This window comes from Phenylobacterium sp. GW821-FHT12F10, from assembly GCF_058806695.1.
The window spans coordinates 411,765-425,649 of record NZ_JBXAPY010000001.1; the positions used below are offsets into that span (position 1 = coordinate 411,765).

The window sequence follows — 13,885 nt, forward strand, 5'->3', positions numbered from 1 at the left end:
CGTGAGCTCCGGGCCGTCCTGTGTCGTCCGTGGTTCAGGTCGCGGCTTAGGCGAACTGGCCCATGGTGTTGTGGACGCCGCCGGCCTTCAGGGCCGCTTCGCCGGCGAAGTATTCCTTGTGGTCGTCGCCGATGTCGGAGCCCGACATGTTCTGGTGCTTCACGCAGGCGATCCCTTCGCGGATCTCCTTGCGCTGGACGTTCTTCACGTAGCCCAGCATGCCCTGCGAGCCGAAGTATTCCTTGGCCAGGTTGTCCGTGGACAGGGCCGCGGTGTGGTAGGTCGGCAGGGTGATCAGGTGGTGGAAGATGCCCGCGCGCTTGGCGCCGTCCGCCTGGAAGGTGCGGATGCGTTCGTCGGCTTCGATGGCCAGTTCGGTGTTGTCGTAGTCGACGCTCATCAGCTTGTCGCGGTCATAGGCCGAGACGTCCTTACCGGCCGCCTTGTAGGCGTCATAGACCTGCTGGCGGAAGTTCAGGGTCCAGTTGAAGGACGGGCTGTTGTTGTAGACCAGCTTGGCGTTGGGGATCACCGCGCGGACGCGGTCCATCATGCCGGCGATCTGCTCGACGTGGGGCTTCTCGGTTTCGATCCACAGCAGGTCGGCGCCGTTCTGCAGCGAGGTGATCGAGTCCAGGACGCAGCGGTCTTCACCGGTGCCTTCGCGGAACTGGAACAGGTTCGACGGCAGACGCTTCGGACGCAGCAGCTTGCCGTTGCGGTTCAGGACCACGTCGCCGTTCTTCATGTCGCCCGGCGCAACCTCTTCGCAGTCGAGGAAGCTGTTGTACTGGTCGCCCAGGTCGCCCGGGGTGGTGGAGACGGCGATCTGCTTGGTCAGGCCGGCGCCGAGCGAGTCGGTGCGGGTGACGATGACGCCGTCCTCGACGCCCAGCTCGAGGAAGGCGTAGCGGCAGGCGCGGACCTTCTGCAGGAAGTCCTCGTGCGGCACGGTGACCTTGCCGTCCTGGTGACCGCACTGCTTTTCGTCGGAGACCTGGTTTTCGATCTGCAGGGCGCAGGCGCCGGCCTCGATCATCTTCTTGGCCAGCAGGTAGGTGGCTTCGGCGTTGCCGAACCCGGCGTCGATGTCGGCGATCACCGGCACGACGTGGGTCTGGTAGTTGTCGACGGCGTCGATGATGGCCTTTTCCTTGGCCTTGTCGCCGGCCGCGCGGGCGGCGTCGAGGTCGCGGAACATCATGCCCAGCTCACGGGCGTCGGCCTGGCGCAGGAAGGTGTAGAGCTCTTCGATCAGGGCCGGCACCGAGGTCTTCTCGTGCATCGACTGGTCGGGCAGGGGACCGAACTCGGAACGCAGGGCGGCGACCATCCAGCCGGACAGGTAGAGGTAGCGGCGGTCGGTGGTGCCGAAGTGCTTCTTGATGGAGATCAGCTTCTGCTGGCCGATGAAGCCGTGCCAGCAGCCCAGGGACTGGGTGTACATGGACGGGTCGGCGTCATAGGCCGCCATGTCCTTGCGCATGATGCCGGCGGTGTAGCGGGCGATTTCCAGGCCGGTCTTGAAGCGGTTCTGGACGCGCATGCGGGCCACCGACTCCGCGTCGATGGCGGCCCAGGGGCCCTTCTTGGAGTCGATGAGCTGGCTCATCTGGATGATGTGGTCTTGGTACGCCATGGGTGCCTCGGTGCGAGAGGTGAAGTTGAGCGGGCCGTACCAAGCCCCTTTGACCCTGTGGAGTCGCTCCGAGGTCTAGCTGTCAATCTTTACAGGAAATGCTTGTCATGATGTAATGTCACGACAACAGGACTTGTAATTAACGTGGCCGCTGAACGTCGCCTCTATGTGGGTCCGAGCCTGCGCCGTCTGCGCCGCGACCTGGGCCTGACCCAGGCCGACATGGCCAGCGACCTGGAGGTCTCGGCCTCCTATGTCGCCCTGCTGGAGCGCAACCACCGGCCGCTGAGCGCCGAGATGCTGCTGCGTCTGGCCCAGACCTACAAGCTGGACATGACCACCCTGGTGGGCAGCAGCGGCGCCGACGAGACCGCCCGGCTGCAGGCGGTGCTGAAGGACCCGATGTTCGCCGACATCGACCTCCCGGCCCTGGAGACCTCTGACCTGGCCGGCAACTTCCCCGGCATCACCGAGGCCCTGCTGCGGCTCTACACCACCTATCGCGAGGAGCAGCTGGCCCTGGCCGACCGCGGGGCCGAAACCCACGAGACCGGCGGGGAGGGCAGCGACGCCACCGACCCGGTCGCCGAGTCCCGCCGTTTCCTGGCCGCGCGGCGCAACAGCTTCCCCAGCCTGGACGACGCCGCTGAGCGCATCGCCCAGGCCGTCGCCGGCCACGACAACCTGGTGAGCTACCTGAAGGCCCGGCACGGCCTGCGCACCCGGCGCCTGCCCTCCAACGTCATGGTGGGCTCGATCCGCCGGCTGGACTGGCACCGCAAGGAGATCCTGCTGGACGATGGCTTGGACACCGCCAGCCAGATGTTCCAGCTGGCCCTGCAACTGGCCTATCTGGAGATGCGCGAGGAGATCGACGCGGTGCTGGAGGGCGGGACCTTCGTCACCGACAGCGGCGAGCGCCTGACCCGCCGGGCCCTGGCCAGCTATGCGGCCGCCGCGGTGATCATGCCCTATTCGGCCTTCGCCCGGGCCGTGGAGGCCCGGCGTTACGATGTCGAGGCCCTGGCCCGCCAGTTCGGCGCCAGCTTCGAGCAGACGGCGCACCGGCTCACCACCCTGCAGAAGCCGGGGCAGGAGCGGGTGCCGTTCTTCTTCATCCGGGTCGATCCGGCCGGCAACGTCTCCAAGCGCCTGGACGGGGCGGGCTTCCCCTTCGCCCGCCACGGCGGCGGCTGCCCCCTGTGGTCGGTGCACCAGGTGTTCCGCACCCCGCGCCAGATCGTCACCCAGTGGCTGGAGCTGCCCGACGGCCAGAGGTTCTTCTCCATCGCCCGCACGGTGACCGCCGGGGGCGGCGCCTTCGGCAGCGCCCGGGTGGAGCGGGCCATCGCGCTCGGCTGCGCCGCCGAGCATGCCGGGAAACTGGTCTACACCCAGGACCAGCCGGGGTTCGGGGCGGAGGCCGCCACCCCCATCGGGGTCACCTGCCGCCTGTGCCACCGCACCGAATGCACGGCCCGATCGGCGCCCCCCATCGGCCGCCAGATCCTGCCCGACGACATCCGGCGCACCAGCCTGCCCTTCGGCTTCTCCGACAGCTGAAACTTCGGGCGTCCTGAAAATTGGGGGCTTCAAAGCGGCGCGCTTCCGTGCAGTAAAGCGGCCGGTGAGTGGGGCGTGTCGCCGGTGCGGCGGGCCCCTTGACGCCCAATTTGAGAGCCCGGTACGGACATGGACATCAGCAACGCCCTTTCGGTCGACGACATCCTGCACGCCTTCGTGGAACAGGAACTGCTCATCGGAACCGGGGTAGAGGCCCCGAAATTCTGGGCGTCCCTGGAAACCATCCTGGCCGATTTCACCCCGCGCAACGCCGAGCTGCTGGCCCGTCGTGACGCCTTGCAGAACCAGATCGACGCCTGGTGGAAGGCGCGCAAGGGCAAGGATTTCAGCGTCGCCGAGGAGACCGCCTTCCTGCGCGAGATCGGCTATCTGCTGCCCGAGCCCGCCCCCTTCGAGATCAGCACCGTCAACGTCGATCCGGAGATCGCCAAGGTCGCCGGTCCGCAGCTCGTCGTGCCGGTTTCGAACGGCCGGTTTGCGCTGAACGCCGCCAACGCCCGCTGGGGCAGCCTCTATGACGCCCTCTACGGCACCGACGCCCTGGAGCCGCCGACCGGCGGCAAGGGCTATGACCCGGTGCGGGGGGCCAAGGTTGTCGCCTTCGCCCGCGGCTTGCTCGACCGCGTCGTCCCCCTGGCGAGCGGGTCGCATTCCGACGCCGCCGGCTACGCCGTGAAGGACAAGGCCCTCGTCGTCAGCCTGAAGGACGGGTCGACCACCGGCCTGAAGGACGCCGCCCAGTTCGCCGGCTGGCGTGGGACCGCCGAGGCGCCTGAAGGCGTGCTGCTGGCCCACAACAGCCTGCACCTGGAGATCCAGATCGACCGCAGCCACAACATCGGCAAGGACGACGCGGCCGGCGTCTCCGACGTGCTGGTGGAGGCCGCGCTCACCGCCATCCAGGACTGCGAGGACTCCGTCGCCGCCGTGGACGCCGAGGACAAGGCCCAGGTCTACCGCAACTGGCTGGGCCTGATGCGGGGCGACCTGTCGGCCAGCTTCGTCAAGGCCGGCCAGACCGAGACCCGCCGCCTCGACGCCGACCGCACCTACGCCTCGGCCCAGGGCGGCGAACTGACCCTGCGCGGCCGCAGCCTGATGCTGGTGCGCAATGTCGGCCACCACATGCTCACCGACATGGTCCGCCTGAACGGCCAGCCGGTGTTCGAGACCGTGGTGGACGCGCTGATCACCGTCACCGCGGCCCTGCACGACATCAAGGGCGCGCGCCGCAACAGCCCGGCCGGTTCGGTCTATGTGGTGAAGCCCAAGATGCACGGGCCCGACGAGGTGGCGCTCGCCGTGCGCCTGTTCGACCTGGTGGAGGACGCCCTGGGTCTGGCGCGCAACACCGTCAAGCTGGGCATCATGGACGAGGAGCGTCGCACCAGCGCCAACCTGGCGGCCTGCATCCACGCCGCCCGCGAGCGGATCGTGTTCATCAACACCGGCTTCCTCGACCGCACCGGCGACGAGATCCACACCGCCATGGAAGCGGGACCCGTGGTCCGCAAGGACGCCATCAAGGCCGAGCCCTGGCTGCCGGCCTATGAGAAGCGCAACGTCGAGATCGGCCTGGCCACCGGCTTCCCGGGAAAGGCGCAGATCGGCAAGGGCATGTGGGCGGCGCCCGACCAGATGGCGAACATGCTGGCGACCAAGGTCGGTCACCCCAAGGCCGGCGCCAACACGGCCTGGGTGCCGTCGCCCACGGCCGCGGTGCTGCACGCCCTGCACTATCATGAGGTGGACGTGCCGGCCCTGCAGACCACCATGGCTGCCGCCAAGTCCGTCACCGGCCTGGACGACCTGCTCACCCCGCCGCTCGCCCGCTCCAACTGGAACGCCGAGGACATCGCCCAGGAGCTGGACAACAACGCCCAGGGCATCCTGGGCTACGTGGTCCGCTGGATCGACCAGGGCGTCGGCTGCTCCAAGGTGCCCGACATCCATGATGTCGGCCTCATGGAGGACCGCGCCACCCTGCGGATCTCCAGCCAGCACATCGCCAACTGGCTGCATCACGGGGTCTGCGACGAGGCCCAGGTCCGCGAGACCTTCGCCCGCATGGCCAAGGTGGTGGACGGCCAGAACGCCGGCGACGCCCTCTACCAGCCCATGGCCGGCAATCCCGACAGCGTGGCCTATCAGGCGGCCCTGGAGCTGGTCTTCGAGGGCCGCGCCCAGCCCAACGGCTATACCGAGCACATCCTCACGCGCCGCCGCCGCGAGCGTAAGGCCCAGCTCGCTGGAGGCTAGGCCAGGCCGAGGGCGCGCTTCATGGCCTTGATGTTGCCGCGGCAGAACTTGGTGAGCGCCTCGGTGGCCTCGGCCAGCTTGTCGGGGTCCTTGGGCGTGAACTTCACCCGCAGCTCCAGGGTGGAGCTGTCGGGCCCCGTCGGCTTGACCGAGACGGTGGAGAAGTAGGCGTCCATGTCGGGACGATCGAGGGTGTAGGTGTAGTGGTGCGGGCCCTCGTCGGTGAGCAGCTCCTTCACGGTGCGGCCGCCCGGCATGGTCAGGGTCCGGACCTGGCCCTGGGGCGTCACTTCGGTGCTCTCGGCCTCCACCACGGTGGCCCACTTGCGGATGCCGGAGAAATCCCCGACCACCCGCCAGACGGCGTCGGCGCTCATCGGCAGGTCTTCGCTGGCGTTGACGTCGTGCATGGCGGGCTCCTCAAGGGTCGGGGCGCGGCCCCAGTTTGGCGCAGAGACTTTACCTCGGCCGCCGTTCCGTCAACGATCCACCCCCGCCGTCCCGCGCCGGGGAGGGTGAGACAGGCCCGACATGTCCCCGCCCGCCCCGCTTCCGCAGACCATCGACACCGTCATCATCGGCGGTGGCCAGTCGGGGCTGGCGGTGAGCTGGCATCTGGGCCGGCTGGGCCGCGAGCATGTGATCCTCGAGCGCGCCCGGGTGGCCGAGCGCTGGCGCAGCGAGCGCTGGGACAGCCTGGCCTTCCAGTTTCCCAACTGGCTGCTGCAGCTGCCGGGGTTTTCCTATGCCGGGCCGGACCCGGAGGGGTTCGCCTCCCGGGACGAGGTGGTGGCCTTCATCGAGGCCTATGCGGCGAGCTTTGACGCGCCCCTGCGGTGCGGGGTGTCGGTGGACGCCCTGGGCCGGGACGAGGCGGGCGGCTTCCGGCTGGAGACGTCGGACGGCGTGGTGTCGGCGGCCAATGTGGTGATCGCCACCGGCCCCTATCAGCGGCCGGCGATCCCGGCGGCCCTGGCCGAGGCGGTGGGTGAGGTCTTCCAACTCCACGCGGCGGCCTATCGCAATCCCGGCGCCCTGCCGCGGGGCGCGGTGCTGGTGGTGGGGGCGGGCGCCTCGGGCGCCCAGATCGCCGAGGACCTGCTGCGGGCGGGGCGGCGGGTCTATCTTGCGGTGGGAACCCATCGGCGGGCGCCGCGCCGCTATCGGGGCCGGGACTTCGCCTTCTGGGAGTTCGCCATCGGCGCCTTCGACCAGGGGATCGACCAGCGGGCGCCGGGGACGGTGCCGCCGCTGCTGACCGGTGTCGACGGCGGTCGCGACATGGACCTGCGCCAGCTCGGCCGCCAGGGCGTGACCCTGCTGGGGCGGTTGACCGGCGGGGGCGAGGGACGCCTGGCCTTCGCCGACGACCTGGCGGCCAGCCTGGCCAAGGGCGAGGCGGAGTACGCCGCCTTCCTCGCCGCCGCCGACGCCCATGCGCGGGCGGCGGGCCTGGATCTTCCCGAGGAGTCGGTGACGTTGCAGACCGACGACCTGCCCGCGCCCTTGCGGGAGCTCGACCTGGCGGAGGCCGGCGTGGGCGCGGTGATCTGGGCCACCGGCTACCGCTACGACTTCGGCTGGGTCGATCTGCCGATCTTCGCCGACCCTCGCACCCGGGCCCTGCCGGCCCACCGGCGCGGCGTCACGGCGGTCCCCGGCGCCTATCTCATCGGCCTGCCCTGGCTGTCGAAGCGCAAGTCCTCGCTGATGGCCGGCATGGGAGAGGACGCCGCCTTCGTGGCCGAGCACCTGGTGGGGCGGAGCTAGTCCGGGGACGCCTCAGATGGCTCTCGAACGGCCTTCCCAATAGGGCGCGCGCACCTTGTTGCGCTGGATCTTGCCGGCCTCGCTGCGGGGCAGGGCCTCGACGAAATCGACGGCGCGCGGGACCTTGAACTTGGCCACCACCTGGGCGGCGTAGTCGAGGATTTCGCGCTTGAGCGCCTCGCTCGGCTCGAAGCCGGGTTTGAGCTGGATGACCGCCCGCACCTCCTCGCCCCATTCCTCGTGCGGCACGCCGACGGTGCAGCTGTCCTCCACCGCCGGGTGCTTGATCAGCTCGTTGTCGATCTCCTGGGGGTAGATGTTCACCCCGCCGGCGATGATGGTCTCGGCGCTCCGCCCGGTGAGGAAGAGCCAGTCGTCCTCGTCCAGGTAGCCGACATCGCCCATGGTGAAGTAGCCGTCCTTGCGGTTGGCCTCGGTCTTGGTGTCGTCCTTGTAGTAACTGAAGCCGCCCTGGTCGCTGAGGCTCATATAGATGGCGCCCGGAACGCCGGGCGGGCACTCCTGGCCGGTCTCGTCGAGGATCTTGGCGGCGTCCTTGTGCGGTCGCCGTCCGACCGTTCCCGGACGCTTCAGCCAGTCTTCGGAGCTGACGGTGAAGCCCACGCCGCCCTCGGAGCCGGCGTAGTATTCGAACAGTTTGGGCCCGATCCATTCGATCATGGCGCGCTTCACCTCCGGCGGGCAGGGCGCCGCGCCATGGGTGATGCGCTTGAGCGAGCTGAGGTCGTACCTGGCGCGCACCTCTTCGGGCAGGGCCAGCATCCGCTGGAACATGATCGGCACGAAGTGGCCGCGGGTGACCTTCTGGTCCTGGATGGTGCGCAGCACCAGTTCGGTGTCCCACCTGTCGATCAGGACGGTGGGCACGCCGTTGTTCAGGGCCCGGCGGATGTCTCCGGCCAAGGGGGAGGCGTGATAGGCCGGGCCGGTGCAGATGTGTTTGTCCACGGCGCGGTCGTAGATCGCGTCATAACCCCCGACCGCCTGGGCGTTGGGCTTGTAGACCCCCTTCGGACGGCCCGTGGTGCCCGAGCTGTAGAGCATGGTGGAGCCGCGCACCGGATCGGTGAGATCCTCGCCCGGCAGGTCGTCGATGGCCTCATAGGCCAGGAACCCCGGCAGGTCGCCGCCGATGGAGACCTTCAGCCGGAGCTGGGGACATTGCGAGGCGGCCTCCAGGGCGCCCGGCGCACGGGTGTCGGCGAACAGCGCCCGGGCCTCGCAGTTGTCGATCACATAGGCGATCTCTTCGGGCTTCAGGTGCCAGTTCACCGGCGTCATTCGGAAGCCGCCGCGCAGGGCGGCGAAGAGGACGTCGGCGAACTCCATCCGGTTGGTGCAGAGCAGGGCGACGGCGTCGCCGGCCCGTAGCCCGTGGGCCCGCATAAGCCGCACCAGGCGGTTGGCGTTGGCGTTCAGCTCGCCGAAGGTCCGCGTGCGGCCGTCCAGCCCTTCATGGACCGCGACCCTGTCCGGCCACTCCTGAGCCCAGACGGCGGTGGCCATGCCGGCCTCGACGGCGGTCTCCACGCGGGCCTTGAGATCGTCGCTCGTGAGCGTGTCGGTCATGCCGTCTCTCCCGGGACGCTCGTTAATTCTCGGCCCAGAGGGGCGAGGAGGCCTTCATCGCGCGGATCATGAAGGTGACGCTGGCCACGTCCCTGCCGGTCTCGCGATCGGCGATATCGACGTCGTACCAGGCGTTCTCGGTGCGCGGGCTCTCGGTGATCTTGCGCATGGTTGTGCGGCCGACATAGTCACGGTCGGCCAGGAGGGGACCGGCCAGTTGCCGCACCTCCAGCGCGCCGAACAGGCCGACATAGGGCTGCTTGGACTTGGCCAGGACGAAGGGCCGGCTCATGTGCGCCAGGCGGATGACGTGGGCCGGCGACAGCACCCCCTTCTCGTCATAGATCGCCAGCCGTTCGGTGATGCGCTCGAGGGAGGCGTCATAGCTCTCCCGGCTGACCTTCATCGGGATGTCGCTGGTGGTGTCGCCCACCTTGAGGTCGGCGTAGATGCGCAAGGCCGCTGGGTCGGCCGGTGTCTGCTCGGTCATGCGGCGCAGCACCTCGGAGCCGGTGTCCGGGGCCCTGGCCGAGGCCGTGCCGACGCAGACCTGTTGGCCGGCGCGGTTGAACATCTGCAGGCGGGCCCGCTGCGCGCCCGGATGAACCACGGCCTGGACCTCCTCCTTGTCCACCGTCGCCTGGGCGAAGTGCAGGGAGATGTCGCCGGTCTCGAACCAGGCCTCGCCATAGAGCTCCAGCAGCATGGGAACGAACTGGTCCATGTGGACCGAGCCCGGGACGGTGCCGCCCTTGAAGCCCAGCTTGGAGGCGACCTCGTCGTTGTGGATCGAGCCCGGGGCGGCCTGGAAGCCGTTGTGCGGCGCCCGGAAGGGGCCGGTGATCTGATCCTGGGTGGTCGCGTCGGTCATGGACGTGTTCCTTTGCGAAGGCGGCGTCAGAGCCCGCCCATCATCTCTTCGAAATTGGCGCGATAGAAGGCGTCGCGGTCGGCCTCGCCGAGGTCGCCGAAGGTGCGCTCGAACCGGCCGATAGGGTCGTTGGTCCCCTCCGGGTGCGGGTAGTCGCTGGAGAACATGTAGAGGTCGGCGCCGCTGTCGCGGATCAGGTAGCCGGCGTCCTCGCCCGGGAAGGGCGTGAACTTCACCTGGCGGCGGATGATCTCCGACGGCTTGGCCGACAGGGCCTGCAGGTAGGGGTCGGTGCGGCCGAAGGACCGCGCGCCCATGTCCATCTGCCGCAGGAAGCCCGGCACCCAGTAGGCGCCGTATTCGATCACGCCGCCCTTGAGCTCCGGCAGGCGGTCGAAGAGGCCGTCATAGACCAGGGCCCCGAGGAACATCTCGGCCGAGTGGGGCAGGGCGACATAGTCCTTGAACCGCAGGTTCTCGCCGCCGCCGTGCAGGTCCGGCGACCTGGCCTTGCCGTTGTTGACGTATTCCTGCGGCAGGGTGCGAGATCCCGCGCCGATGTGCAGGACGAAGGGGATCTTCTTGGCGGCCAGAAGGGCCCAGAAGGGGTCGAGGTCCGGGTGGCCCGGCGACTTGTCGCCGGCCGCCGTCGACGGCACCCAGATCGCCTTGCAGCCCAGGCGGATGGCCTCCTGGGCCTCCTCGAGCGCGCGGGCCGGATTGTCCAGCGGCACATAGGCGACCCCCAGCAGGCGCGGGTCGCTGCAGAAGCTGGCCATGGCGCGGTTGGCGGCCCGCGCCCCGGCATAGAGCACGTCCTCGTCCTTGGTGGTGCGGAAGGGGCGCAGGGCGGAGGTGGGGAAGACCAGCTGGCTGGCGAAGCCCAGCTCCTCGATGGCCCGGACGCGCTCGGCGGTGTCGCAGGAGCCGTAGGCCAGGCGGCCCTTGGGGCCGGCGATCAGGCCCTCGATCACCTTCTCTTTCGGCGCCTCCACGGGCGGCCGGGTCGAGGGCGGATCGCGGCGCAACAGGCGGTCCTTCATCGCCCCCTCGGCGAAGGGCACAAGCCAGTCGGCCGGCTCCATGACGTGGCTGTCGGCGTCGTGGAACACCCGTCCCGCAGCATAGGGCATGCCGGCTCCTCCCTGTCTTCTTATGCGCCAAGCATGGCGCCGGCGATCCGGTCAGACAACCGCTTTAATGACATTCGCACTATCGTCGCGGCGCCGGGAGGCGTCCGGAACCGGGCGCCTCATCGGCCCCGGTGGCGCTAGACTGCGGTTCGACGGTCGAATCGGAACGGCGGACCCATGAGCGATCACTCGACAGTTCGGCGGACGCGCCCTTGGCCGTGACCTCGAGGCGACCGCGAAGGGGTCTTCGGCTGCCGCCGCGGGAACGTCGGGAGCTCCTGCTGGATGTCGCCGCCGAGCGGATCCTGGAGCAAGGCGTCCTGCCGATCGCCGTCGAGGAATTGGCCCAGGCGGCGAAGGTCAGCAAGGCGCTGGTCTATCGCTATTTCCCCGAGCGCCATGACCTCTACAACGCCCTGCTGGAACGCGCCCTGGATCAGGTCGCCGGGACCCTGGAGGCCGCGGCCGAGGCGCCGGACCTGGCGTCGGCGGCGGGGGACGTGGCCGAGGTCTATTATCGCCATGTGGCCCGGACGGGGCCCCTCATCCAGGTCATCCTGCGGGACCGCTTCATGGCGGGGCATGTCTCGCCCCGCGCCGCCGCCGTCCGGGCGCGGGTGGCGCGGCGCCTGGCGCGCAAGGCGCGCGACGCCTTGGGCCTGGACCTGCGGGAGGCCATCGCCTGCGTCAGCATCGGCATGACCATGCCGGAGGAATGCGGGCGCCTGGCCTTCCAGGGGGAGCTCGACCTGGAGCGCGGCGCCCTGTTGTGCCGCGAACTGGTCCTAGGCGTCCTCGACGTCGCCGGCCGGCGGAGCCTGGAAGCGGGCCGCTAGCCTGCGATTGCCCGTTTCGACGATCTCGGCCGCCAGGATCTCAGCCAGCGCCAGATCCAGACGTCCGCGCGCCAGGATGCGGCCGGTGCGGAGCACCGCGCTGGTGAGCACCGTCGTCGCCGCCCGCGCGACGTCGGCGGGGATGTGGTGACTTTCGCTGAAGCGGCTGGCGACCAGGTTGGTGTTGTCGGCCCGGATCGCGCGCTGCTCGCCGCGCAGGGCGCGCCGCACGCCCGGCGCGTTCTGCAGGGTCTGCAGCAGGACCCCCCGCTCGGCCACCTGGCGCAGATAGGTCACGGTGGAGAGGCGCAGGCGTTCGGCCGGCCGCTCGGCGGTGTTGATGCGGTGGGTTCGGGCCGCCCGGATGGCCTCCAGCTCCCGGCGAGCCAGGGCCGCCATCAGGTCATCGACGGTGGGGAAGAAGTGGTAGGCGCGCGGCGCGGTGAGCCCCGCCTCCCGGGCGACCCGCTTGATGGTCAGGGCATGCAGGCCGTCCTGCACGATGATCCGGGCGGCGACCTCCAGCAGCTGCTGGCGGCGATCCTCCGGCGACAGGCGCACGGGGGCGCGGCGCGCCATGGGTTGGCCGGGCGTGATGAGGATCTGGTGGCTCACCCCGGCCGGCGCGGGGGGCAGGTCGGGGGCGGGGGCGGCGCGGCCGGCCCGCGCCTTCGCCCAGTGGCCCCGGGTCGGATAGGGGATCGCGGTCCGGTCGCAGAGTTTCGCCAGGCCGCTGGCGCTCAGCCCCAGGTCCGCCGCCACCGACGAGAGGGGCTCGCGCCACAGACGCTGGAAGAGCTGCGGGCGGGTGAGCTCAGTGGGGGGCGAGGGGCGCATGTTTCCAGACCGGGGCCAACGGCCGCACCATAACCGCCGCGCTCGCTCTTTCATAACGCCGCGGAGACGCCGCGACACAGGCTGTTGCTGACGTTCGCACTAATTGGTAGTCCGGGGGTCCGACCCGCCGCCCGAAAGGCTCGATCCCATGCCGGCCGCCCCCTCGCCCCTCGCCTCCTTGGAGACCTTCCGCGCCGAGGCGCGGGCCTGGCTGGACGCCAACTTCCCCAGGACCCTGGCCGGAAGGCAGGCCCAGATGGAGGCGGCCGATCAGGGCGGGCAAGACCTCGCCGACTGGAAGCGGGCCCTGTGCGGCAAGGGCTGGGGCACGCCCACCTGGCCTAGCGCCTATGGCGGCGGCGGCCTGACGCCGGCGCAGGCGCGGGTGCTGCGCGAGGAGATCCGGCGGGCGGGCGCCTGGAACCCGATCGGCTGGGGCATGGGGGTCCGCATGCTGGGCCCCACCCTGCTGGAATACGGGACGGAGGCGCAGAAGCAGCAGCACATTCCGCCGATCGTTCGCGGCGAGACCCGCTGGTGCCAGGGCTATTCCGAGCCCAATGCGGGCTCCGACCTCGCCTCCCTGCAGACCCGCGCCGAGGACCGCGGCGACCACTTCCTGGTCAATGGCCAGAAGCTGTGGACCAGCGGGGCGCAGTACGCCGACTGGTGCTTCTGCCTGGTCCGCACCGACCCGACTCGCAAGCACGACGGCATATCCTTCCTGCTGATCGACATGCGCTCGCCGGGCGTGCGGGTGAATCCGATCCAGTTGATCTCCGGCCGCTCACCCTTCTGCGAGACCTTCTTCACCGACGTGGAGGTTCCCAAGGCCAACCTGGTGGGCCCCCTGAACGGCGGCTGGACGGTCGGCAAGCGCCTGCTGCAGTACGAGCGGCAGCGCAACGAGGACGCCCCGGCCCGCGCCACCGAGCAGCGCGCCATCGAGGCGGTTGCCGCCGAGCATCTGGGACGCGACGCCCGCGGGCGGATCGCCGATTCCGACTACCGCAGCCGGCTCACCCGGCATCTGATGGACCGCAAGGCCTTCAACCTGACCCTGCAGAGGTCCATCGTCGAGGCAGGCGGTGGCGGCCCGAACGCGGCCACCTCGATCCTCAAGAATGTGTCTTCGCTCCTGGTCCAGGAGCGGTCCGAACTGCTGGTGGAGGCGATGGGCCAGGGTCTCGGCTGGGAGGGCGAGGCCTCCGACCCGGCCGAACTCGCCTATGTCCGCGAGTGGCTGTCGGGCAAGGCCAACACCATCTTCGCCGGCTCCTACGAGATCCAGAACAACATCATCGCCAAGCGAATCCTCGGTCTTCCGGACCCGAAGTGAGCGGGAGGGCGGCGGCGAGGCCGCCCT

The 13,885-nt window shown here is 69.7% G+C and carries 11 protein-coding genes; 5 read left to right on the forward strand and 6 right to left on the reverse strand.

Going from position 1 to position 13,885, the window contains the following annotated elements:
* Positions 1-46 precede the first annotated feature (46 nt).
* Positions 47-1,639, reverse strand: coding sequence for an isocitrate lyase (locus AC1RN5_RS02080; RefSeq protein ID WP_493039619.1), 1,593 nt, complete (start codon positions 1,637-1,639; stop codon positions 47-49).
* A 144-nt stretch (positions 1,640-1,783) separates the two neighbouring features.
* Here AC1RN5_RS02080 and AC1RN5_RS02085 point away from each other — a divergent pair, with 144 nt between their 5' ends.
* Together AC1RN5_RS02085 and AC1RN5_RS02090 are read left to right on the forward strand one after the other, a co-directional pair.
* A complete protein-coding gene (locus AC1RN5_RS02085; RefSeq protein WP_421932842.1) occupies positions 1,784-3,202 on the forward strand; it encodes a helix-turn-helix domain-containing protein in 1,419 nt (472 codons plus the stop codon).
* Positions 3,203-3,331: 129 nt separating this feature from the next.
* Positions 3,332-5,482, forward strand: a complete 2,151-nt coding sequence (locus tag AC1RN5_RS02090) for a malate synthase G (protein WP_493039620.1) — start codon at positions 3,332-3,334, stop codon at positions 5,480-5,482.
* Here the strand turns inward: AC1RN5_RS02090 and AC1RN5_RS02095 are convergent.
* The gene (locus AC1RN5_RS02095; protein WP_493039621.1) at positions 5,479-5,892 is read right to left on the reverse strand and encodes an SRPBCC family protein; all 414 of its coding nucleotides are present in this window, start codon (positions 5,890-5,892) and stop codon (positions 5,479-5,481) included. The genes AC1RN5_RS02090 and AC1RN5_RS02095 overlap by 4 nt on opposite strands.
* 121 nt (positions 5,893-6,013) lie before the next feature.
* Here AC1RN5_RS02095 and AC1RN5_RS02100 point away from each other — a divergent pair, with 121 nt between their 5' ends.
* Positions 6,014-7,252 carry an NAD(P)-binding domain-containing protein gene (locus tag AC1RN5_RS02100; protein WP_493039622.1) on the forward strand — a complete coding sequence of 413 codons (1,239 nt, stop codon included), beginning with the start codon at positions 6,014-6,016 and terminating at the stop codon, positions 7,250-7,252.
* A gap of 12 nt (positions 7,253-7,264) precedes the next feature.
* Here AC1RN5_RS02100 and AC1RN5_RS02105 read toward each other — a convergent pair whose 3' ends face one another.
* The 3 genes from AC1RN5_RS02105 to AC1RN5_RS02115 are packed head-to-tail and all read right to left on the reverse strand — an operon-like array spanning position 7,265 to position 10,846.
* Positions 7,265-8,842 (reverse strand): AMP-binding protein, encoded by a 1,578-nt coding sequence (locus tag AC1RN5_RS02105; protein ID WP_493039623.1) that lies wholly within the window; start codon positions 8,840-8,842, stop codon positions 7,265-7,267.
* Positions 8,843-8,864: 22 nt separating this feature from the next.
* Positions 8,865-9,713 carry a hypothetical protein gene (locus AC1RN5_RS02110; RefSeq protein WP_493039624.1) on the reverse strand — a complete coding sequence of 283 codons (849 nt, stop codon included), beginning with the start codon at positions 9,711-9,713 and terminating at the stop codon, positions 8,865-8,867.
* A 26-nt stretch (positions 9,714-9,739) separates the two neighbouring features.
* Positions 9,740-10,846, reverse strand: a complete 1,107-nt coding sequence (locus AC1RN5_RS02115) for an amidohydrolase family protein (RefSeq protein WP_493039625.1) — start codon at positions 10,844-10,846, stop codon at positions 9,740-9,742.
* Positions 10,847-11,064: 218 nt separating this feature from the next.
* On the opposite strand from AC1RN5_RS02115, the gene AC1RN5_RS02120 reads away from it, so the two are divergent.
* On the forward strand, positions 11,065-11,682 hold the full coding sequence (locus AC1RN5_RS02120; RefSeq protein WP_493041464.1) for a TetR/AcrR family transcriptional regulator: 618 nt from the start codon (positions 11,065-11,067) through the stop codon (positions 11,680-11,682).
* Here the strand turns inward: AC1RN5_RS02120 and AC1RN5_RS02125 are convergent.
* Positions 11,632-12,519, reverse strand: a complete 888-nt coding sequence (locus AC1RN5_RS02125; RefSeq protein ID WP_493039626.1) for a TetR/AcrR family transcriptional regulator — start codon at positions 12,517-12,519, stop codon at positions 11,632-11,634. The genes AC1RN5_RS02120 and AC1RN5_RS02125 overlap by 51 nt on opposite strands.
* Before the next feature lie 148 nt (positions 12,520-12,667).
* Between AC1RN5_RS02125 and AC1RN5_RS02130 the strand changes: the two genes are divergently transcribed.
* Positions 12,668-13,858 carry an acyl-CoA dehydrogenase family protein gene (locus AC1RN5_RS02130; RefSeq protein ID WP_493039627.1) on the forward strand — a complete coding sequence of 397 codons (1,191 nt, stop codon included), beginning with the start codon at positions 12,668-12,670 and terminating at the stop codon, positions 13,856-13,858.
* Positions 13,859-13,885: the final 27 nt, after the last annotated feature.